This window comes from Lysinibacillus sp. Bpr_S20 (assembly GCF_023337835.1).
Lineage (GTDB): Bacteria > Bacillota > Bacilli > Bacillales_A > Planococcaceae > Lysinibacillus.
This window is the reverse complement of the sequence record NZ_JALNLQ010000003.1, coordinates 164,677-185,948: the sequence shown is the minus strand read 5'-3', so window position 1 is coordinate 185,948 and position 21,272 is coordinate 164,677. Positions and strand designations below refer to the sequence as shown.

The following is a 21,272-nucleotide window of genomic DNA, read 5'->3' as shown; positions in this document are numbered from 1 at the left end:
ATGTTAAGTGTAACTATTCGCATACAATTAGCCGAAGTGAATCCTTTGTCATTAAAAGTGAAGTAAAAAAATTAAGAAAATTCATAAAAAGATGTAGAAAAATAAGGTAATAATTTGTATACTTGTATTACAAGTTAACAACTCGAGTGTATCGATGTATTAGAAAGAGGGTTATATGATGATTGAACGTAAAAGTATTTCAAATCAGGTGTTGGAAGAATTATTAGAAATGATAAAAAATGATGAATTATCTGTCGGGTCTTTAATGCCAAGTGAACATGATTTAGTTACACATTTTGGTGTAAGTAGGGCACCTATTCGAGAAGCTTTAAAGGTTCTGGAGGTATCTGGTATCATTTCCGGTAAACAGGGTGGGAGAAGTCGTATTAATTCGGTCAATTTATCAGATATGTTAGAGCCAATTCGCTTTGAAGTCATTTCTTTAGAGGAAATTCTTGATTTATTAGAGTTTCGTATACATATTGAGTCCAGTGCAGCAAGTTTGGCAGCTGAACGTCGTACAGAAGAAGAAGTAGAAGCTTTAAAAGAAGCAGTTCAACAATTTGAAGAGGTTTATAAATGTGATTATGAGACGGGGCAACAAATTGATTTTGCTTTTCATAAATTAATTATGCAAGCTTCTCACAATCAATTTTTTATAGATACACAAAATAATCTCTCAGAACTGTATATAAAGGCGCTACAATTTTCTTTATCAAAAAACTTAGGGTTAGAAAAAAAGCGTAATGAAGTATTAGAAGAGCATAGAAAAATTGTAGAAGCAATTGAGAGAAAAGATGCACGCGCGGCAAGTAGTGCGATGATTTTACATTTAACAAATGCCCGTAATAAATTGGAATCCTTGAAATAACACAGTATTGAATGTGTTTTATAAATGTAAACAAAAAATTATTTTTGAAGTCCTTTACGGCTTTCATGAAGTGATTAGTTTTCAGGCTTAATTGAAAAGAGCTCATATTACTAATAGAAGAGAGAGGAATTAAATGGAGCTACAGAAAGTAGAAAGTGAAATTAGAAAAGTTATTTTAGACGCAGAACGAGTTATGAGAGATCCAGCAGATTTAGTAAGTTATTCATATGATGCCTCTTTTGGTTCGTATATGCCTGATATCGCTGTACAAGCTTTAACAACTGATGAAGTAGTAAATATTATGAAAATAGCGAATCATTATAAAGTGCCAGTGTATCCAAGAGGGCAATCAACGAGTTTGAGTGGTGGACCTTTACCTGTACAAGGCGGTATTGTTTTAGATTGTTCTCAATGGATATCGAAATTAGAAGTTTTTCCAGAGGATATGCTTGTGGTAGTTTCACCAGGTGTTACAGCGAAGCAAATTAATGATGCCGCACTCAAACATGGCTTAATTTATCCACCAGATCCAAGTAGTATGAATATTGCTACGATTGGTGGTAATCTTGCGGAAAATTCCGGAGGACCTAAAGGGTTGAAGTATGGAGTGACGAAAGACTATGTAGTAGGCTTAGAAGTCGTAACGCCTGAGGGAAATGTAATGCGTACAGGTGGAAAAACGATTAAAAATGTAACCGGTTACGATGTGACGAATTTGATTGTTGGATCAGAAGGTACACTTGCTGTCATAACAGAAGCAACGCTACGACTTTATCCGAAACCACAGGCCACAGTTACATTAATGGCATTATTTGACAATTTGATAGATTCTGGGCATAGTATTTCTAATATTTTAAGTGCAGGCATTATACCTGCTAAATTAGAAATTATGGATCAAGCGTCTATTCAAGCTGTTGAAGAATATCAACCGACAGGGCTACCAATAGATGTAGAGGCTATGATTTTAATAGAACTAGATGGGCATCCAGTAGCAATTGAACAAGAAATTGAAGTTGTTAGAAAAGTATGTACAAAGTATAACGCTCGAAAAGTAGAAATTGCTAACACAGAAGAGCAAGCTCTTGCTTTATGGAAGGCACGTAAGCTAGTGTCACCAGCAATTGTTCGTAATAAACCGACAAAAATTTCAGAAGATGCAACGGTTCCGAGAAGTAAAATTCCAGAGATGTTTACGCGATTAAAAGAAATTCGTCAAAAATACGACGTTGAGCTAGTTATTTTCGGTCATGCTGGTGATGGGAATTTACATCCAAATATTATTGCAGATGCAAATGATTTGGAGGAAATGAAACGGGTAGAAAAAGCGGTAACAGAAATTTTTGAAGCAGCCATCGAACTTGGTGGAACACTTTCTGGTGAGCATGGAATAGGTACATTAAAGGCACCATTTTTAGAAATGGAACTAGGTGAGGTAGGGGTAGATATGATGAAACGAATTAAACAAGCATGGGATCCAAATAATATTTTAAATCCAGGAAAGATTTTTGCTGAAAAAGGGCAAAAATTTTCGTTAACAAATGGTTAAACAAGAACTTGCTTATAAAGAAACGCTTAGCTGTGTACAATGCGGCTATTGTCTACCTGCTTGTCCAACTTATATTACCTTTAAAAAAGAGAAACACTCACCACGTGGCCGTATTAATTTAGTGAAAATGGCTGCTGAAGGGAAAATTTCTTATGAAGATATGGAACAAGGTATTGAGCTTTGTCTTGGGTGTAGGGCTTGTGAAACAGCGTGTCCTTCCAATGTTCCATATGGCACGATCTTAGAAGCGGCTGTTGCAAGTTTAGTGACTTATAATGAAGAGAGAATGAAAAAACGTCAAAAACTTATTAAGTATATGTTGTTTGAACATATCATTCCAAATAAAAAAATACTAAAAATTGGCGAAGTCGGGTTAAGTCTTTATCAAAAAACAGGAGTACAAAAAGTAGTTCGTAAATCAAATATATTGAATGTATTTCCAGAAAAAATGAAAGCGTTTGAAAACATATTACCAGAAGTAGAACGTCACAAAAGACAATCATTTTATGAATCTAAGCAAATTAAAAAGTTTAATGTAGGATTTTTTACAGGTTGTGTAATGGATACGATGTTTAAAAAAATTAATACGTTAAGTATTAAATTATTGCAGATGGCTCATTGTGATGTAAGTGTAGTTCCAAAGCAAGGTTGTTGTGGAGCATTGCATAATCATAGCGGTGAACATGATTTAACCATACAGTTAGCGAAGCATAATATTGAAATTTTTGAAAAATATCAATTTGATTATATAGTTAATAGTATTGGTGGTTGTGGAGCAATGCTCATTGAATATGATGTTTTATTGAAAAATGATAGTAAATGGGCAGAACGTGCAAAGGCCTTTGCTGAAAAAGTTGTCGATATAAGTGTCCTTTTAAATCAAGTAGAATTACCATTTGAAAAATCGTTTTCGCAGCTTGTCACCTATCAACCTTCATGTCATATGACAAATGTTCAAAAATGTGTTACACCGCCTGTTGAATTAATTCAGAAAATTCCGGGTATTTCATATGTACCATTACTTGAAAAAGATATGTGCTGTGGCTCAGCTGGAATTTATAATTTTATAAATTATGAAGCATCAATGGCGATTTTAGATAAAAAGATGCTTCATGTAAAAAATACACTACATCAAGAAAAAGCATGGATTATTACATCGAATCCGGGCTGTCATTTGCAAATGAAGCTTGGTATTGAACGTGAAAAAATGAATGACAAAGTAGAAGTTTATCATCTAGTAGAAGTTCTAGCTGATGCATGTGATATCCATATATAATTGGTATTTTGCTTCTCACAAAGGGGCTTAAATATAGAAAATAGGTAAGTGGGGGATATAGTTTATGGAAAATAATTTACCACAAGTTGACGAGCGTAAATTAATGAAAAAAGTATCTATACGTATTTTGCCGTTCTTGATTTTATGTTACATTTTAGCATACTTAGACCGGGCAAATATAGGTTATGCTGCTTTAGAAATGAATGCAGATTTAGGTTTAACAAGCCAGGTTTTCGGTTTAGCAACAGGAATTTTCTTCATAGGATATTTTGTATTTGAAATTCCAAGTAATATTTTAATGGAGAAGTTTGGCGCACGTATTTGGATTGCGCGTATTTTGATTACATGGGGTATCATTTCGGGCTGTACGGCTTTTGCACAAACTGAAGTGCAATTATATATTATTCGATTCTTGCTAGGGGTTGCAGAAGCGGGATTTTTCCCTGGAATTATTTTGTATCTAACCTATTGGTTCAGAGGTAAGGAACAAGCCTCTGCCATTGCTATTTTCTCAGTGGCCATTCCAGTTTCATATATCATAGGAGCACCGCTATCAACTCTTATTATGGATAATTTCTATTTCTTAGGTTTTGAAGGATGGCGTTGGATGTTTATTTTAGAGGCATTTCCAGCTATTCTTTGTGGATTTATTGCATTTAAATTATTAACAGACAAGCCAATGGATGCAAAATGGTTAAATGATGATGAAAAGCTTTGGTTAACGAAGACAATTGAAAATGAGAAAAATGTAAAGCAAAGTAAAGCTGTAAAACAAGATGGTCATTTTGCAGCATTTAAAAATTGGCGTGTATGGTATTTATCAATTATTTACTTTGTTTATTTGACAGGAAGTTTGGGCGTAGGTTATTGGATGCCGCAAATTATTAAAGGATTCTCAGATGACTTATCAAATACACAAGTTGGATTTATTGCTATGGTGCCTTATATCGTAGCGACAATTGTGATGATTTTATGGTCACGTAACTCAGATCGTACGAAAGAAAGAAAGTTCCACTCTGCTTTCCCTTTATTGATTGCTGCTATTACGCTAGCTGGTGCAGGGGTATTTAGTGCATATCCTGTTTTATCTATGGTATTGATTACATTTGCTTTAACAGGAATGTATAGTTTCAAAGGACCATTCTGGACTTATCCACAGTTGTTATTGGCGCCGTCTTTACTTGCGGTAAGTATTGCCATGATTAACTCATTTGGTAACTTAGGTGGTTTTGTTGGACCATATATGATGGGGTATTTAAAAGATACATTTAATACAACGACGGTCGGATTATATTTTTTAAGTACATTATTATTAATTAGTTCTATCATGATTATTTTCTTAAAAGACGTTGAGAAAAAAGGGGATAAAAATAAAGTAAAAGAAACAGAAAAAGTTAAAGGGAATGTAAAAGAAGATAGTGTTAATATTTTCTCTTAAATAACTATTAAATTATTAAAACAGCTTGTGATTATTAAAATCCAACAAGCTGTTTTTTTAGTCTTTCTTCATCCTACTAAAGAGTTCAATAGAAATAGAAATGGAAATTTCCGTCGTTTTAATGCGATTTTGCCACTTTTGACGTACAACCGAATTTCAGCTATTTTCAAAAAAGACGGTGCTCCACTTGAATTAAATGACGGTGCTATGATTTAGTTAATCAAGGTATGACTGACTATACGTTCTTTCTATAGCTCGTGGCCATTCTGCATGGTCTCCGTACTTTCTCTTTAGCAACTTGAACCTCCATTTAAAAATAATGGGGGTATAAATCTTTATGTTGCCATATCCAGTTTTTCATCTCAAGGATCATGTCTTCATAGCTAGGAACAGTAAATGAAAAGTCTTTTCGAGTGTTGACTAGTGTTTTATCAATGTTTACGAGGGGATATGGTTGGATTGTTACTTTATTTTCCTTGAAATGCGTATTGAATAATTTCAGCAGCTCAAATTTTGAAATACTGCTATTGTTGACGAGGTGGTAGAGGCCAGTTGTTCCTTCAATTGCTGCACGTTCAATTGCTTTTGCTAACGTTAGGGTCGTAACCCCGGTCCATATTGCACCGGTATAGCCGTGAATAGTATCGTGCTGCTTCATAAACCAATTAAAAAGGCCAATGCCATCCTCCTTCAGATCAGGGCCGATGATAGAGTTACGAAATGTCAGATGTTGTGGGCTTTCGATTTCTCCTAGTCCCTTCGAACGATCGTAAAAGGTTTCCCCGTCGCGAAGGCTTTTTTCATGATAGGGGGCTGCTTTTCCTGAGAATACACAATCTGTACTCAAATGAATAAGCTTGGTGTTACTGTTTTTTAATAAAGTTTCTATGGCGTGAGGCAAATAACTATTGAGATATACGCTTTTTTCGCGGTCCGTTTCACAAGCGTCATTTAACACACCGATGCAATTGACTACAGCATCATATTCGTGATCGAATAAAAGTGCCTTTAAAAAACTTGTTTCTGTAATATCTCCCGTAATATTATTGCCGCATGAAAAGGCAGTTCGTGAATAGGTTGTTACCTCATGTCCTTGGGCGTACAAATAGAGTGAAATTGTGTGGCCTGCCATTCCAGTAGCTCCAAGTACTAAAAATTTCAAGGTTTTCCTCCTGTCCAATTTTGTAATTCTTCTTGAATGAGAGGAAGCTTTAATAATTTTTCTTTTATTTCAGCGACGGACAGTATTTTCGTATTAGTAGAGTTGTATTCGTCGGTTAACGTAATTTTAGGAGAGCCCTCATCAAGATATTTTCCATAATTTAAATCTCGGTTATCTGCAGGGATTCTATAAAAATTCCCCACATCAATGGCCTTTGCAGCTTCTTCTTTTGTTAATAATACTTCGTACATCTTTTCGCCATGTCGTGTTCCGATTGTTTGTATCTTATTTTTAGCTTGAAAAACTTCTAGTAAAGCCTGTGCTAAATCCTCGATATGTGCAGAGGGGGATTTTTGTACCATAATGTCCCCGTTGTCAGCGTGTGAGAAGGCATATAAAACTAATTCTACTGCCTCATCAAGACTCATCATAAAGCGTGTCATTTTTGGATCTGTAATCGTTAAAGGCTTGCCAGCTTTAATTTGTTCGATAAATAAAGGGATAACAGAGCCTCGTGAAGCCATGACATTTCCGTATCGTGTCCCGCAAATCAATGTTTTATCTGGATTAACCATTCTTGACTTAGCAATAAACGTTTTTTCCATCATTGCCTTCGAAATGCCCATTGCATTTACTGGATATGCAGCCTTATCAGTAGATAGGCAAATAATTTTTTTAACACTTGCTTGAATAGCCGCAGTTAAAACATTATCAGTACCTAGAATGTTCGTCTTAACGGCTTCTATTGGAAAAAATTCGCAAGAGGGGACCTGCTTAAGAGCGGCAGCGTGAAAAACAAAATCGACATCATACATTACATTGTGAATGCTTTGAATGTCACGTACATCACCAATATAAAATTTAATTTTCGGATGTTGATAGAGTTTACGCATATCATCTTGCTTTTTCTCATCTCTTGAAAAGATGCGTATTTCCTTAATGTCTGTATTCAAAAATCTCTTTAATACTGCATTACCAAAAGAGCCAGTACCCCCTGTAATGAGAAGAACTTTATCTTTAAACATTGTCACACCTCAAGTAATGAATCATTTTAATCCTCTTCGATGTAAATCGTATTCAGAATTTTCCCTAGGGAAGTTATACCAGTATGCCAATTCATTTGTATATTTACTTGTCGGATTTTTATCCATTAAAGCACAATTAAAATCCCAATCCCCGGCAATATCTTTCCTTACAGTAAAGGTTGCATCACCTATAAAACTTCTTCGGATAATTTTAAATTGTCCAGGTAATGTGTATTGGTTTGATTCATCCTTTATAAATGCATAGCCGTCCTTTATTAACATGTTGTAATAGTAAATATCAAACTGACCATCTACTTGAGCTAAGACGTTTCGAATAGCGGGTAAGTAGTGATCATCACTATCAATGATAGCTACGTAATCACCAGTAGCTTCTGCGATACATCGATTATAGGCTACACTAGCACCTAAATTAGTTGGGTGAGTAATAATTTTTAAGGCAGGACAGTTTTTTTGATAGTCCTTTAATATGGCTAATGTATTGTCGGTAGAGCCATCATCGCACACGATAATTTCATAGGCGTATTCTTTAGGAATACTTTCTAACATTGTCAATATCCACTCGTCACTATTGTAGGCTGGTGATAAAAAGCTAATTTTCATGTAAAACCTCGATTCTTTTATTATTAGTAGAAGTGTTTAGCAGGAGTTTTATAAAGTCTATACGGTTACTTTGATTGACATAAAGGATTCATTATTACTATATGCGTTGAAAGAGTTGTTCTGTAGGCAATTGCTGACATTTGTTAGTTATTGATAAGAGAGAAAGGCAATTTTACTAGTGTGTTAATGGTACTTATACTAATCTTTTCACATTATTGAACAAGAAATCATAATTTAATAAAACGTTTCATTTAAAAGAGGGGGATATTATGTCAAAAAAGATAGCCTTCATATGTAGTGTGGAATCGTATAAGCTCTCCGACGCACATCTTTTCAAGGATTTGTGCCTAGTGCCTATTTTGTTAGGTGAATATTTAGGCTATGATGTTAGTATTTTAGCAACTGAAATGAATGAAGAATTATTGAAACAAACCTTTCCTGCTGTCACATTTCAACATATCCCGTTTGAGGATGACTATGTTGCAAATATGAATAGCTATTTAATAGAGCATGCAAAGGACATCGATATTGCATTTGCAATAGGGCCATACCCATCGTATTTATCGATATTAAAAACGTATAAAAAATTTAACCCGAATGGAAAAATTTATATGAAACTAGATGTTAATCGGTTTTGGTTAAATCGATTAAAAACGTATCCTTATTTTTTGGAGTTACTCCAACTTTGTGATGTATTATCCTCTGAATGTGAATCCATTCAAAATGCAATTCATGAATTTTCGAATTTGGATATTAAACATATTCCTAACGGCTTTTATGAAATGTTCCAAACAGTCCCTGTTTCATTTAAAGAGAAAGAAAATAGAATCGTAACGGTTGGTCGTTTGGATGCTCCTGAAAAACAAATTCTATTAGCAGTAAAAGCATTTTTAGCAGCACAACTTTCAGATTGGGAGTTTCGTTTAATAGGTCCAATGTCAGAGGCGTTTAGACAGGAGCTGTTGAACGTACTTGATGGAAGTCCATTTGCAGCGAATGTCAAAATTTTGGGACCGATTTATGATAAGGTGCGATTGGAGGAGGAATATAGAAAGGCTAAAATTTTTTGCCTAACTTCCTTAGTAGAATGCTATGCTCATGTCTTTGCTGAAGCAGCGAAAAATGGTTGTTATATTGTGACGACCGATGTAGATGGGGCTTCAGATATTACTCATCATCAACGTTACGGAACAATACATCCGACACATGATTGGCAAAGTGTTGGACGGACATTGCAGCAAGTAACAAACCAGGAAGCTTTATTGGCTGATACTTGCGAACACCTCCAAGCATTCGCAAGAGCGGAATTAAATTGGAAGCAGATTGTGCAAAAAGTGGCGAAGTATTTAGAGGGAAAACCGAGTTAAGGCGTATTTTTGCTCGAAAAAGATGGTATTCTTTCCTTTGTTCTACTTTTTTCTTTATAATAAAGTTAGATTCATATTTTGACAATCAAGGGCAGACACAAGGGGAGAATAAGATGGAAATACTTCAGGCAACAATGAAGGAACTAGAGGAGCTAACAATACTTTTCGATGAATATCGCCAGTTCTATGGGATTGAATCAGATGTAAGCAGTGCCAAGGCATTTTTACAACTACGAATGGCCTTACAAGAATCTATTATTTTTATAGTTGTGGAAAAGAACAAAGCAATCGGATTTGCACAATTATATCCAACATTTTCGTCCATTGCACTGCAGCGCGCATATATATTGAATGATCTATATGTAACCGAAGATGCTAGAGGCCAAGGGGTGGGGAAGGCATTAATGGAAAAGGTATTTCAATATTGTGAGCAGCAGTATGCTCGTTATGTAACACTACAAACGGCACCTGATAATGTGAATGCGCGGAAGCTATATGAAAAGCTTGAAATGATGCAGGATCAATATAGTAACTATGTTAAATATTTTAGCTAGAAAAGATGATCTAGAAGTAGTCATTTAAACGTTATAGCTAAAGGATAAAAATTTCACATCAAAAAAGCGCGAGAAATCAAAAATTGATTTCTTGCGCTTTTTAAAGTTTTGGCCAGTTTTGTCCCAGCCTCAGTCTTTCTACATTCTCTTCAACCGAAAATTCTATTTTTCTACTAATTTTCAGTCCAAGGATGTCTTATTTTACTTCGAGTGTATAAGGTTGAGTACTAGCTTTACCGTAATATTCACTCACTTCAATATAGTAAGTTCCTTTATCCAGTTCGACTGTACCTACCTCAGCATCTCCTGCTCCGTAAAGATCTAACGTTTCGACTGTTTTACCTTTTGCATCAATAATACGGATGACACCATCTAGTGCTTTCTCTGTTTGAAGAGAGAAGAATACATTGCGTTTGCTGTCGTTTGTAAATACAAAATAGTCCTTATCTCCAAATGGAACACCAGCATTTAGATATTGAGTCGCAACCCATTTACCGTCTTTTTTCTTAAGTACGTTTGGTTTTGTCGGTATACCGTTAACTAACTTGGAATCTGCATCTTCATCTACATTTTTATGATCAACCAAAGTTAAATTATATGGTTGGATTGATAGTTGTCCAACATTACTGCCGTTAAGAACAATAAAGTAACCGTGATCTTTTTTTGCTTTAAAAGAAGTATTTAGATCTGTTGTCCCGCCAAGACCAAGCAGTATTTGAAGAAGGTCCTCACCTTGTCCAAATGGAATTTCTGTGGCCATTTCTTTTGGATCAATTTCCATATTACCATTTGTATCTTCTATAATAGAGCCTGAAAACTTTAAGTCATGTTGAAGTTCTTTAGGTAATTGATCTAGCTGTTCTTTCGTAAATGGTACAGATGAAACAAGAAGACTCATTACCTCATCTTTGCCCTTTTGTTTATAATAGTAGAAATCAGTATCATCTTGATAGATAAGGTGATCTTTGTAAGTGATACCAGGTCGAATTGTTTTAGCAGCTATTGGTGAATTATTATTTCGATTATCCTCCTCTGGAACAGCGGCCATTTTACTTGTTTTAAGTGTATATGGCTCAGCGGAACGGTCACCAAGATTCATTACTTTTACAACGTAAGTTTTGTCCTTTTTCAATGCAACTGTCTTCGCATCGTTTGGATCACTTGTTGATCCAAAAAGTAGACCAAGTATCCCCATGTCATTCGTTAAAGAAGTAACTGGGTTTAATGCATTTGTTTCCTCATCGTATTCAAATATCGTACCAGCTGGTGATTGGTTCATACCTTTTTGAATTTTGAAACCGTATACCGCATCTTCTTTAGCTGTAAATGTGAAGTAATCTTCATCATCTTCTGTTTGGAAGTATGCCTTTTGATCCTGACCAATATCAAAACGAATCGCTTGGTCCATAATTTGGTCCACGTTTTCCGGTAATTCCATAGCACCTGGATTCATGAAGATATTCATGAAATCATTTAGTTGATTACGTTTTTTAGTATTATATTCAGTTAAAGGTAAAACATCCTTTTGTACATTGATTTCTTGCGTTTCTCCATTAAATGAAAGGCCGTCTTCATCTTTTGGAAGGGTAACCACTTCACCTTTTAATGTGTATGGAATGATTGATTCACTAATAGTTTCTTCGGTATTAATACCGCCGCTAAAGAACATATCAAGTGAAAAAGTGCTACTATTTGTATTAGATACACTTATTACATACTCTTCACCAGGCACAGCATCGACAACTAAGTTTACTCCTTCGCCTTTATCCGTGCCATAAGATGTGCGGATTGGATAGGCCTCATCGAATTCTTCATCATCGACTTCATCATTAACCATATCTTCTTTTAGATATAGCTCCATAGATGCTGTAACACCTGGAATACCAGTTAAATCAAATTTCAATGTCGTTGGTTCTTTCACTGAAAATGTAAAATAATCTTTGTCACCTAGATGATCTTCAGAAAGTAGGGTATAGTTTTTCCCAGCTGTACTGAAGGGGAATTTTTCAATAGTATCCATATGATCCATATCTAATGAATCAATAGGTAATTTATTAGTCGTTTGGGCTGTGAAAGTGTAGTTAGATTCGCCTTTTAAACTATAGCTACCATTATGATCCTTCACGCCAATAAGAAGGGTTCCTTTTTGATCTGCTTTATATAGGTATCCTTCTTGCTTGCCTACACGAACATCATTGATGTTTATTGGTTCTACTTCTTCGTTGTTACCTTCAGGGTAGAAATACAAATCAAATGCATAGTCATATTTGTTTGCACCTTTTAATGTCAGTTGAGCATACTCATCTGCTTCTAAATCAACTTTGTACCAGTTTATTTCGTCAGGTTGCTTAAATGCACCTTTTTCAGTATTAAATATATCCTTTTTAAGGACTTTTGCGTTTTTCAGACGCTCTTCTTTTGTTTCTGAATACTGTTTAGGTAGATTTTTAATATTAAACTGTAATGCTTTCACAGGATCTACAAGGCCATTTCCGTAAGTAAGATCATAGCCCTTGTCCCCTAAATCCTTTGCAGTCATTTCTAGAATTGCTTCTATTTCATAAGGTTTTAAATCCGGATGTTTTGATTTTAATAGGGATGCTACACCAGCAACAACAGGAGATGCCATCGATGTTCCACTATATTTTACATAGGATGATCCTTTCTGATCGTGAACTGTACTATAAATCTCTTCACCTGGAGCTACTAGATCAACCGATGGACCAAAGTTAGAGTAACTTGATAGTTTGTTTCTATCATTCGTAGAACCTACACTAATAACGCCTTCGTAAGAAGCAGGGAAGGAGTATTGATCTGTCGATTCATTTCCCGCAGCTGCTACAATGGTAACGCCTTTTTCAATTGCTTTTTGAACTGCTTCCTGCATTAAAGGAGATTCTCCGTAACCACCAAGGCTCATATTGATCACATCAGCGCCTTGCTCGATCGCGTAAAGTATTCCTTGTGCAATGTCGAAATCATATATACCATCTTTTCCGTTGAATACATCAATTGGAAGAAGCTTAGCGTTAGGATTAATCCCATGTCCTCCGATGCCATTATCTTTTGCTGCACCAATAATTCCTGCTACATGTGTTCCGTGCTCACTAGGAATAGGAGTATTGGCAGGGGCTGCTGCATTATAGGATGGAAGTACTTGAGATTTTAAATCTGGATGTTTAAAATCCACACCAGAATCAATAACTGCCACTTTTACCTCATTGTTACCTGCCAATTCTAGTGCTTTATCAATTTGAAGTAAGTTTAAGTGATACATATCTTTTTTCTTCGGATCTTCTAGTGTGCCAAAGGAATGATAAACATAGCTTGGAGATACACTTTTAACCCCTTTTTGTTTAGCATAATATGAAACTGCTTTTTCTAAACTTGTTCCTTTGTTAAGTTGGATAACATCGTAACCTAATGAAGGAATAGATCGAATCACTTTTGAGCCAATTTTTTTGTGCACATTTTTATCAAGACCGGAATGTTTTACGATAATAGTATCTTTATTAATCCATTCCTTTTGATTCTTGAATGCTTGGTCCTTGTTACTAGCTAATTTCACTAACTCTTGGTTCTTTGCTGTTTTTTGCGGTGTTTCGGCAAAGGCTGAAGTAGCAGGAACCATTAGTGCTGCAGAAGCTACTATAGCGAATGATTTCATTTTCCAATTCTTCAACTGTTTTTCCTCCTTGGGTGTGTTCATTATTTGAGCCATCTCTACTATTACGAATGAGTAATAGAAAAGTTTCGTAAATAGCGTATATTTTTCCAAAAGAACCATTCTATATTTTTCCATTATAAATTTTTGTAAAAGTGCTATTACGATTAGAACTAAAAACAGCACATAAATATATATAGTCTGCTGGAACCATTCCTACTTGATTTGTGAGATGAGAGTAGGGGAGTGGTTTGGCACAATTGGCGTTGGTCAAATTGCCTTACAGCTGTTCAATAAGTCTCTGTAAATCTTCCTTCGAACGAGGCATTTTGATGTTTTTCTCAAATAGTTCTTTATTTTGTAGGGCAAGGGCCATTTCGAAAACCCAAGGGCGTTCAAGATGAGCTCTTTCAAGCAAATCCTCTTGAAAAAACATGTCGACTGGATCTCCATTATAAATAATTCTCCCAGCTTCCATCACGATTATTTGATCTGCCCATTCATAGGCTAATGGGATATCATGAGTAGCTAGTAAAATTGTTCTTTCACCGTTCTCTAACGAGGCTAAATAGTGTAAAACTTGAGCACTGAAATAATTATCAAGTCCAGCTGTCGGTTCATCTAATAATAAAATGGATGGTTCCATTGCCAGAACTCCTGCCATAGCGACACGTTTTTTCTGTCCAACACTCAAAAAATGGATTGGTTTATTTAGTAGTGCTTCGACTTCAGTTTGAGCGACAGCCCATGCCATTTTTTCTTCAATTTTTTCGGTTGTCCAGCCAAGATTCAGCGGTCCAAATGCAATATCTTGCTTAACTGTGCCAGAAAAAAGCTGGTTGTCCGCATCCTGAAAAACAATACCAACTTGTTGACGCAATTCTTTTAATGCTTTTCTACTATACTTAAGTTCGTTGCCGCAAAAGGATATACTTCCATTAGTAGGCTTTAAAATACCGTTTAAATGCTGAAATAACGTTGATTTTCCAGCCCCATTATGACCAAGTAAAGCGATTTTTTTCCCCTTTGGAATCTGAAGTGTAATATCTGTTAAGGCATGAGTTCCATCTGCATAAGCGTAAGATAAATCTGTTAATTCAAAGTATAAGTCTGTCATTAGAAAAAACCTCCATAAATGATAAGGAGTATAAAAATAGCGGCAATACCTAGCCAATTATTTATGTTATAGCTGACATCCTGCTGCCAATAGACAGCTTCGCCACCACGTGCTTCCATCGCATTATTCAGCTCACGACTTCGTTGGAACATCTCGACAAATAAAGCTGCAATCAACATTGATACGGAGCGAAGCCATTGCATAGGGGAGCTGTACCCTAATCGAGCCTGTTGGGCAAGGTGAATTTTTTGCATACTATCTAAAAAGATAAAAATAAAACGATACGTTAGCTCTACTAGCTCTACAAACAGAGTAGGAAGTCGCCATTGTCGCAAAACGTAACAAATGGATTGAACAGATGTTGTGAGAATTAAAAAATACAAACAGCTAATACTGCCAAGGACGATGAAAAAAAGCTGTTGTGCTGTCACTAGGCTCGCACTACCTACAAAAATTGTCCAATTATGAAGAGAAAATGACCAAATGTTTGAAGGGAGCGAACTTGTTGCTGGCCCTATAGAAATTAAAATGGATGCTAAACTTGATAGTAAAAAAAATCCAGGTAGCAATAATAATTTGCCGTAATATTTGGCAGGGATTTTTGCGACTAAAATGATAAAAGCACTCATCACAAGAAATGTGATGAGTGAAATTCGTTCATCTCTCATGATAAGCGACAATAAAAGTAGTCCAAGGGATAACGCCATTTTTTCTAGCGGATGAACAGATGCTAGTTTATTCATATAAGCATACTTATCAATGAGTAACATGGCGTTTAACCTTCTTTATGTTTGCCACGCATTAAGCCAATAAAATAGCCGATAAATCCAGCGCCAATAGCAGCTTGCAGAGCGAATAATAAGCTTTCAATTTCACCACTTGGTGGCTCCCATAAACTTTCAAACCATGGCTCATAGCTAGCATCGATTTCACCAATTGCTGCTTCTGCTTCGCCATCAGCCCCCTCGAATTCTGCGCCTTTTTGAATGAATAGAGGGAAGATTGCTAGCAATACAACAATGGCTAAAAGCAATAAGTTTTTTTTCATTTTTTAATGAGCCTCCTTTGCTGAGAAAATACGTAAAGCTTTTAATTCACTGACATTGTATTTTTTCAGGAAGTTCATAACGATCACTGTTAAAAGACCTTCACTAACAGCAAGAGGAACTTGCGTCAACGCAAAAATACCAGCAAACTTTGTGAATGAAGCTATAAAGCCACCAACTTCAGAAGGGAATGCAAGAGCTAATTGTACAGAAGTGACAACATATGTCCCTAAATCACCAAGCATGGCTGCTAAAAAGACGGCAACCGAAAATGATAAACCTATTTTTTGTGAACCCTTAAAAACATAATAAGCAATAATAGGACCAGCAATTGCCATAGAAAATGCATTAGCGCCTAAAGTTGTAAGTCCACCATGTGCTAAAAGTAAAGATTGGAATAATAATACGATTGTCCCGATAACACTCATCGCCAATGGTCCAAAAAGAACTGTCCCAAGCCCAACTCCTGTCGGATGCGAGCAACTCCCCGTTACAGAAGGGATTTTTAAGGCTGATAGCACAAAAGCAAAGGCACCCGATAGACCTAATATCATTTTTGTTTCAGGATTTTCATCAATAGTTTTACGAATAGAACGTAATCCTAAAATAATAAATGGTATCGATACCACCCACCAAAAAATGGCCCATTCAATTGGTAAAAAGCCTTCCATAATGTGCATCGCAAATGCACGATTTGGCACGAATAAAAATGCCAATAAGAAATAACTAAGCTTCCAACCTGAAAATTTCAAAAATCTCTCCTCCTAGCTTTAAAATTTTTCGAAATAGTATGCGAGGCTATATAATTTTGCCTTGGCGTAATTGTAGCTGTCGCTTTGCTTTCGCTACAGAAACCATTTGTAGCTGTCGCTTTGCTTTCGCACAGATAAATAATGCATTCGGATTTTGAATTGTGCAATCACAATTCATTCCTTTAAAAATCCGCGACATCCGCCAGAGGCTTTTTTTCATTCAGTAGGTGTTTTGGCCCGATTGGGACCATATCTGTACTCATTTACTATCTTGAGATGGAGTCTCTTCTGAATGAAAAAAGCACTTCTCCGATAGTGGAAAAGTGCATAGCTAAAAAATGCAAATAAAATTCTAATCTGCTCAGCCGCACACCCATCCTCGTAGGTTGAAACGATCACATATTTTTCGGCAGGTCTCCTGGCTTTAGTTCAACGTTTTATAGGTCTTCCCATCCATTGGACAGTGACATTCTCTATAAAACTCCCTAGTACAGTGGCGGGACCGCGCCGGACTTAAACCGGCTTCCCTTTTAAGCGAAATGCTGAACAATTCGCACCGAAAAAAGATGAAGTTGTGAGATTTCACGACAAAGTGTAACATGATTTTCCATAAATATGCTATACTTTTGTGAAAAAATTTAAAATTGAATATCTATGTAGAAAATTCGGATAAATAGTAAACGAATGTCTCATTTTTCTAAAAAAATGAATAAAAATGTCACAAATTAAGAAAGAAATATTGAAATTTTAAAAAAATAAGCTATGATAGAAACAGTTTTCAATTACATAAATTTATATAAAACGTCCATAAGTGCTTGAATATGTTCAAGATAATAGGGAAATCGGTGAAAATCCGATACAGCCCCCGCTACTGTAAAAGCTGATGAAATCGCGGATGCCACTAGTGAAAACTAGGAAGGCGCGAAAGTAAAAGGAAGCTTAAGTCAGGAAACCTGCTTATGTGATAATGCATGCAAACTTTTCGGAGGGAGAAGTTGAAGCGAGAGCGAGTATCCGTAATATTCGTTTTTATTTGGCTTCTACAAAACCTTTACTCTTCGTTTTAGAGTAGAGGTTTTTCTTTTTCTTAAAGCAAATGAGGGGAGAACAACGATGACAACTTGGAATTTAGAGGGGATGAAAACGCATCTTTTTATTTGTAATGGTAGTAGCTGTATGAAAAAAGATGCTGAGGATATTACACTGGCAATCCGTGATGAGATTCAGTTGCTAGCGCTTGATCAGGAAATACATACGACGAGGACTCGGTGCAATGGTAGGTGTAAGGATGCTTGTGTGGTCATTGCATATCCTCAAGGGAATTGGTACCGTGTGCCGACAAAGGAGCATGGAAGAGCACTCGTTCAAGATTTAAATCATGAATCTTTACAGAATGAGCATGTCTTTACAATGCGTGAAGGTTCGCTACAGCGTACAGCACAAACAACAGCCATTAAAGGTATTGAAAAGGTGAAAGAGGGGTAACAAAATGGCGCAAAAAGGTAAGATTTTCGTAGTTGGCTTTGGTCCTGGAGACTTTAAACATATTACGACTCGTGCTGTAGAGGCACTACAACAAAGTGATATGATCATAGGCTATAAAACGTATGTTGAACTAATTCAGGATTTAGTAAGTGCAAAATCGATTATTAGTACTGGTATGACAGAGGAGGTTTCTCGAGCGCAGGAAGCAGTACGTCAAGCGGAGGCTGGAAGTATCGTCTCGGTTATTTCTAGTGGAGATGCAGGCGTTTATGGAATGGCTGGATTAGTATATGAGGTCTTAATCGAGCTAGGCTGGACAGAAGCAACTGGTATCGAGGTTGAAATCGTTCCTGGTATTTCTGCTATTAATTCATGTGCAAGTTTACTAGGTGCTCCAATTATGCATGACGCCTGTACGATTAGTTTAAGTGACCACTTAACACCTTGGAATTTAATTGCAAAACGAGTAGAGGCAGCAGCGATGGCGGATTTTGTTATTGCTCTTTATAACCCAAAAAGTGGACGCCGTACGAGACAAATCGTAGAGGCACAACGAATTTTATTGGAATATCGTTCGCCAGATACACCGGTTGGACTTGTGAAAAGCGCGTATCGTGACCGTCAGGAAATAACGATGACGACTTTATCAGAAATGCTTGAACATGATATCGGTATGTTAACAACAGTGGTTATCGGGAATTCAACAACATTTTTCTATGACAATAAAATGATTACACCACGTGGTTATCAGCGTAAATATACACTTGGTGAAGAAAAACAACCGTTACGACCGCATCAACGACTGAAGGAAGAAAATGAACCATGGGCCATGAATCAAGAAACAGGTTCTGCACGTAGTGATTTTGCGACAGATCCCAATGCCAATCGTATGAAGCCCAGTTTAGCTATAACACCACAACCAAAGCCTAAAAAATCTTCACTTGAAATGGCGACAGCAGCTCTTGCTTTAGTGAAGGGAACTAGCGCTGTGAAAGCAACACCTAAGCTCGTGCAACAAAGAATCGAATCCATTTTTGAATTAGCTGTTAGTCCAGGGGTAGCCAATAAATTTTTTACGCCTCAACAAATGATGACGTTAGCGGAGGTAGTTGGTGAGAAAGGAACGATGGAGTATACACCAGACCATCAAATTCATTTGAAAATTCCTACGTCAGCGCCTGAAGACATTACAGCAAAGCTTCGTCAAGTTGGGTTTTTACTAGCCCCAATTGGTGACGTGCTGTCGTTAAAGGCTTGTGACTTCTGTTACGGAGAAAAGGTCGATTCGATTCCTTATGCAGAAGAGATTCAAGAAAAGCTCGGTGGTATGGCATTACCGAAAACATTAAATATTGGCTTTAACGGCTGTGGTATGGCGTGTTATCGAGCAGTATTTGATGATATTGGTATTGTTTATCGTAAAAGTAAATTTGATGTTTTTATTGGGGCCAAGCCGGTTGGACGAACAGCACATGCGGCCCAGCCGGTTGTGGAGGGATTAGAGCCTGAACAGCTCATACCGCTGATCACCGACATTATCGAAGAATATAAAGCAAATGCACATCCAAATGAACGTTTGTTTAAATACTTCAAGCGTGTGAAAAAGATCCTACATTTTACGTATCAGGATATGTCTTCAAAAATAAAAGTTGAGCCAGCTCCATGCGGCGACTAGTGAGGGGTAATGAGATGAAAGCAATTTTATTTGTCGGCCACGGGAGCCGTTTAGAAGCAGGAAATGAAGAGGTACGCAATTTTATCAAGCAAATGACACCTCGCATTGATGCAAGTTTTTTAGTAGAAACATGTTTTTTAGAGTTTGCTTCGCCAAACATCGAAGAAGGTATTACGAACTGTGTGAAAAAGGGTGCTACTGAGGTGCATGTTATTCCGATTATCCTGCTTCATGCTGGACATTCAAAAATGCACATTCCTGCAGAGATCGAGCATGCGCGTGAGCATTATCCGAATATCACGTTCACATATGGTCAAACAATCGGTATTCATGAAGAAATATTTGCGATTTTAGAAGATCGTCTTGCAGAAATCGGTTTTAATGCAGAAGAAGAACATAAGGATACTGCGATTTTATTAATTGCACGAGGCGGTAGTGACCCATATGCAAATGGTGATTTTTATAAAATTACACGTTTGCTGTGGGAAAAACTCCCGGTTCAGTATGTAGAGAGCGCCTTTATGGGAGTCACAGATCCTCGTGTTGAAGAAGGAATGGAGCGCTGTGTGAAGCTGGGTGCTAAAAAAATCATTATGCTACCGTATTTCTTATTCACAGGGGTCCTAATGGAACGAATGAATGGTATGTGTGAGCAATTTAACGAAAAATATGTGGATTGTGAAATTCAAATTGCCAACTATTTTGGCTATCATGAGCGTTTGCAAAATGTGCTATTGGAGCGTATTGAGCAAGCTGTAAATGGCACATCAACAGGCATGCAAGATTTGGAAAATTATCGTGCTTATGCGGCAGTTCATGGACATGCACATCATCATCACCACCATGAGCACGATCATGAGCATGACCATCACGACCATCATCATCACCATGAAGAGGAGCCAGTGAAATGATTTTCATGTTAGCAGGGACGAGTGATGCAAGGAATTTAGCGCTTGAATTACAGTCAGCAAATTACGCTGTGACAGCAACTGTTGTGACGGATTCAGCCGCCTCAAGCCTTGCAGAAGTGGGACTACCTCATTTAGTTGGTCGTTTAACAGCGGAAGAAATGGCGGCGATTATGAAGGACCAGGGATATCGTTTAGTTGTAGATGCTTCTCATCCATTTGCTGAAGAAGCTTCGAAAAATGCTATGGCGGCAGCGGAGCAAGCAAATGTTCCGTATATTCGCTATGAACGTGCACATTGGCATTATGCCCATCCACTCATTACGGTTGTGAAAGATTATGAGGAGGCTGCCCAATTAGCAGCAGAAAAACGTGGTGTCATTATGCTAACGACGGGCAGTAAGACGTTAGCGACCTTTACAAAGGTGTTGCATGGCTTAGAGAATACGCGAGTGATTGCGCGTATGCTTCCTCGACTCGATAATATGGAAAAATGTGAAGCACTTGGTGTGGCACAAAGAGATATTGTTGCCATACAAGGACCTTTTTCAAAGGAATTAAACGAGGCACTATTTCGTCAATATGATGTGACATTGATGATTACGAAAGAAAGCGGCAAGGTAGGCTCGGTGGATGAAAAGCTAGAGGCTGCTCTTGCATGTGGCATCGAAACGATTTTAATTGCAAGACCAAATATAAAATACGGACAGCAATATTCAACATTTGAAGATGTATTACAAGCTGTACAAAACACACTTTAGGAGG

At 36.9% G+C, this 21,272-nt stretch carries 19 protein-coding genes and 2 riboswitches; of the genes, 10 read left to right on the top strand and 9 right to left on the bottom strand.

Translation table 11 applies throughout. The features are described 5' to 3' along the window. Positions 1-175: 175 nt before the first annotated feature. The 4 genes from MWJ95_RS08735 to MWJ95_RS08720 all read left to right on the top strand — a co-directional run bounded on the left by MWJ95_RS08735 (position 176) and on the right by MWJ95_RS08720 (position 5,131). Entirely contained in the window at positions 176-871 is a 696-nt protein-coding gene (locus MWJ95_RS08735; protein WP_249105059.1) for a FadR/GntR family transcriptional regulator, read from the top strand. A 133-nt stretch (positions 872-1,004) separates the two neighbouring features. Further along, entirely contained in the window at positions 1,005-2,417 is a 1,413-nt protein-coding gene (locus MWJ95_RS08730; RefSeq protein ID WP_249073736.1) for an FAD-binding oxidoreductase, read from the top strand. Next, positions 2,410-3,693, top strand: coding sequence for a (Fe-S)-binding protein (locus tag MWJ95_RS08725; protein ID WP_249105056.1), 1,284 nt, complete (start codon positions 2,410-2,412; stop codon positions 3,691-3,693). The genes MWJ95_RS08730 and MWJ95_RS08725 overlap by 8 nt, the downstream gene beginning before the upstream one ends. A 64-nt stretch (positions 3,694-3,757) precedes the next feature. Further along, on the top strand, positions 3,758-5,131 hold the full coding sequence (locus MWJ95_RS08720; protein WP_249105055.1) for an MFS transporter: 1,374 nt from the start codon (positions 3,758-3,760) through the stop codon (positions 5,129-5,131). A gap of 310 nt (positions 5,132-5,441) precedes the next feature. On the opposite strand, the gene MWJ95_RS08715 is transcribed toward MWJ95_RS08720, so the two are convergent. The 3 genes from MWJ95_RS08715 to MWJ95_RS08705 are packed head-to-tail and all read right to left on the bottom strand — an operon-like array spanning position 5,442 to position 7,939. Continuing rightward, positions 5,442-6,293, bottom strand: coding sequence for an SDR family oxidoreductase (locus MWJ95_RS08715; protein ID WP_249073739.1), 852 nt, complete (start codon positions 6,291-6,293; stop codon positions 5,442-5,444). Then, positions 6,290-7,318, bottom strand: coding sequence for a polysaccharide biosynthesis protein (locus MWJ95_RS08710; RefSeq protein ID WP_249073740.1), 1,029 nt, complete (start codon positions 7,316-7,318; stop codon positions 6,290-6,292). Before MWJ95_RS08710 ends, MWJ95_RS08715 begins: the two co-directional genes overlap by 4 nt. Positions 7,319-7,339: 21 nt before the next feature. Next, the gene (locus MWJ95_RS08705) at positions 7,340-7,939 is read right to left on the bottom strand and encodes a glycosyltransferase family 2 protein (protein ID WP_249073741.1); all 600 of its coding nucleotides are present in this window, start codon (positions 7,937-7,939) and stop codon (positions 7,340-7,342) included. Between the two features lie 269 nt (positions 7,940-8,208). Here MWJ95_RS08705 and MWJ95_RS08700 point away from each other — a divergent pair, with 269 nt between their 5' ends. Both MWJ95_RS08700 and MWJ95_RS08695 read left to right on the top strand, forming a co-directional pair. Continuing rightward, on the top strand, positions 8,209-9,306 hold the full coding sequence (locus tag MWJ95_RS08700; RefSeq protein WP_249105053.1) for a glycosyltransferase family 4 protein: 1,098 nt from the start codon (positions 8,209-8,211) through the stop codon (positions 9,304-9,306). Positions 9,307-9,419: 113 nt separating this feature from the next. Continuing rightward, positions 9,420-9,860: a GNAT family N-acetyltransferase gene (locus tag MWJ95_RS08695; protein WP_249073743.1), complete on the top strand. Its 441-nt coding sequence runs from the start codon at positions 9,420-9,422 to the stop codon at positions 9,858-9,860. A 196-nt stretch (positions 9,861-10,056) separates the two neighbouring features. Here the strand turns inward: MWJ95_RS08695 and MWJ95_RS08690 are convergent, their stop codons facing one another. From MWJ95_RS08690 to MWJ95_RS24440, 6 genes are all read right to left on the bottom strand, one after another. After that, a complete protein-coding gene (locus MWJ95_RS08690) occupies positions 10,057-13,542 on the bottom strand; it encodes a S8 family peptidase (RefSeq protein WP_249105051.1) in 3,486 nt (1,161 codons plus the stop codon). A gap of 262 nt (positions 13,543-13,804) precedes the next feature. Next, complete coding sequence (locus MWJ95_RS08685) at positions 13,805-14,641, bottom strand: energy-coupling factor ABC transporter ATP-binding protein (RefSeq protein ID WP_249105050.1); 837 nt, start codon at positions 14,639-14,641, stop codon at positions 13,805-13,807. Next, the gene (gene cbiQ / locus MWJ95_RS08680; RefSeq protein ID WP_249073746.1) at positions 14,641-15,411 is read right to left on the bottom strand and encodes a cobalt ECF transporter T component CbiQ; all 771 of its coding nucleotides are present in this window, start codon (positions 15,409-15,411) and stop codon (positions 14,641-14,643) included. The genes MWJ95_RS08685 and cbiQ overlap by 1 nt, the downstream gene beginning before the upstream one ends. A gap of 5 nt (positions 15,412-15,416) precedes the next feature. Continuing rightward, positions 15,417-15,689 carry an energy-coupling factor ABC transporter substrate-binding protein gene (locus MWJ95_RS08675; RefSeq protein ID WP_249073747.1) on the bottom strand — a complete coding sequence of 91 codons (273 nt, stop codon included), beginning with the start codon at positions 15,687-15,689 and terminating at the stop codon, positions 15,417-15,419. A 3-nt stretch (positions 15,690-15,692) separates the two neighbouring features. Then, positions 15,693-16,439 carry an energy-coupling factor ABC transporter permease gene (locus MWJ95_RS08670; RefSeq protein ID WP_249105048.1) on the bottom strand — a complete coding sequence of 249 codons (747 nt, stop codon included), beginning with the start codon at positions 16,437-16,439 and terminating at the stop codon, positions 15,693-15,695. 46 nt (positions 16,440-16,485) lie between these two features. After that, complete coding sequence (locus tag MWJ95_RS24440; protein WP_283175734.1) at positions 16,486-16,617, bottom strand: hypothetical protein; 132 nt, start codon at positions 16,615-16,617, stop codon at positions 16,486-16,488. Between the two features lie 213 nt (positions 16,618-16,830). Beyond that, positions 16,831-17,015: riboswitch (cobalamin riboswitch) on the bottom strand. A 216-nt stretch (positions 17,016-17,231) separates the two neighbouring features. Continuing rightward, positions 17,232-17,414: riboswitch (cobalamin riboswitch) on the top strand. 138 nt (positions 17,415-17,552) lie between these two features. Between MWJ95_RS24440 and MWJ95_RS08665 the strand changes: the two genes are divergently transcribed. The 4 genes from MWJ95_RS08665 to cobK are packed head-to-tail and all read left to right on the top strand — an operon-like array spanning position 17,553 to position 21,268. Beyond that, the gene (locus tag MWJ95_RS08665; RefSeq protein WP_249073749.1) at positions 17,553-17,924 is read left to right on the top strand and encodes a (2Fe-2S) ferredoxin domain-containing protein; all 372 of its coding nucleotides are present in this window, start codon (positions 17,553-17,555) and stop codon (positions 17,922-17,924) included. 4 nt (positions 17,925-17,928) lie between these two features. After that, positions 17,929-19,599, top strand: coding sequence for a precorrin-3B C(17)-methyltransferase (gene cobJ / locus MWJ95_RS08660; RefSeq protein ID WP_249073750.1), 1,671 nt, complete (start codon positions 17,929-17,931; stop codon positions 19,597-19,599). A gap of 14 nt (positions 19,600-19,613) precedes the next feature. After that, positions 19,614-20,510, top strand: a complete 897-nt coding sequence (locus MWJ95_RS08655) for a sirohydrochlorin chelatase (protein WP_249073751.1) — start codon at positions 19,614-19,616, stop codon at positions 20,508-20,510. Next, a complete protein-coding gene (gene cobK, locus MWJ95_RS08650; protein WP_249073752.1) occupies positions 20,507-21,268 on the top strand; it encodes a precorrin-6A reductase in 762 nt (253 codons plus the stop codon). The genes MWJ95_RS08655 and cobK overlap by 4 nt, the downstream gene beginning before the upstream one ends. Positions 21,269-21,272 lie beyond the last annotated feature (4 nt).

Coding starts and splice junctions, on each gene's coding strand:
- MWJ95_RS08665 (WP_249073749.1), top strand. CDS start 17,553: ATGACAACTTGGAATTTAGAGGGGATGAAAACGCATCTTTTTATTTGT.
- MWJ95_RS08700 (WP_249105053.1), top strand. CDS start 8,209: ATGTCAAAAAAGATAGCCTTCATATGTAGTGTGGAATCGTATAAGCTC.
- MWJ95_RS08705 (WP_249073741.1), bottom strand. CDS start 7,939: ATGAAAATTAGCTTTTTATCACCAGCCTACAATAGTGACGAGTGGATA.
- MWJ95_RS08675 (WP_249073747.1), bottom strand. CDS start 15,689: ATGAAAAAAAACTTATTGCTTTTAGCCATTGTTGTATTGCTAGCAATC.
- MWJ95_RS08655 (WP_249073751.1), top strand. CDS start 19,614: ATGAAAGCAATTTTATTTGTCGGCCACGGGAGCCGTTTAGAAGCAGGA.
- cobK (WP_249073752.1), top strand. CDS start 20,507: ATGATTTTCATGTTAGCAGGGACGAGTGATGCAAGGAATTTAGCGCTT.
- cobJ (WP_249073750.1), top strand. CDS start 17,929: ATGGCGCAAAAAGGTAAGATTTTCGTAGTTGGCTTTGGTCCTGGAGAC.
- MWJ95_RS08695 (WP_249073743.1), top strand. CDS start 9,420: ATGGAAATACTTCAGGCAACAATGAAGGAACTAGAGGAGCTAACAATA.
- MWJ95_RS08725 (WP_249105056.1), top strand. CDS start 2,410: ATGGTTAAACAAGAACTTGCTTATAAAGAAACGCTTAGCTGTGTACAA.
- MWJ95_RS08720 (WP_249105055.1), top strand. CDS start 3,758: ATGGAAAATAATTTACCACAAGTTGACGAGCGTAAATTAATGAAAAAA.
- MWJ95_RS08710 (WP_249073740.1), bottom strand. CDS start 7,318: ATGTTTAAAGATAAAGTTCTTCTCATTACAGGGGGTACTGGCTCTTTT.
- MWJ95_RS08730 (WP_249073736.1), top strand. CDS start 1,005: ATGGAGCTACAGAAAGTAGAAAGTGAAATTAGAAAAGTTATTTTAGAC.
- MWJ95_RS24440 (WP_283175734.1), bottom strand. CDS start 16,617: ATGAATTGTGATTGCACAATTCAAAATCCGAATGCATTATTTATCTGT.
- cbiQ (WP_249073746.1), bottom strand. CDS start 15,411: ATGTTACTCATTGATAAGTATGCTTATATGAATAAACTAGCATCTGTT.
- MWJ95_RS08685 (WP_249105050.1), bottom strand. CDS start 14,641: ATGACAGACTTATACTTTGAATTAACAGATTTATCTTACGCTTATGCA.
- MWJ95_RS08735 (WP_249105059.1), top strand. CDS start 176: ATGATGATTGAACGTAAAAGTATTTCAAATCAGGTGTTGGAAGAATTA.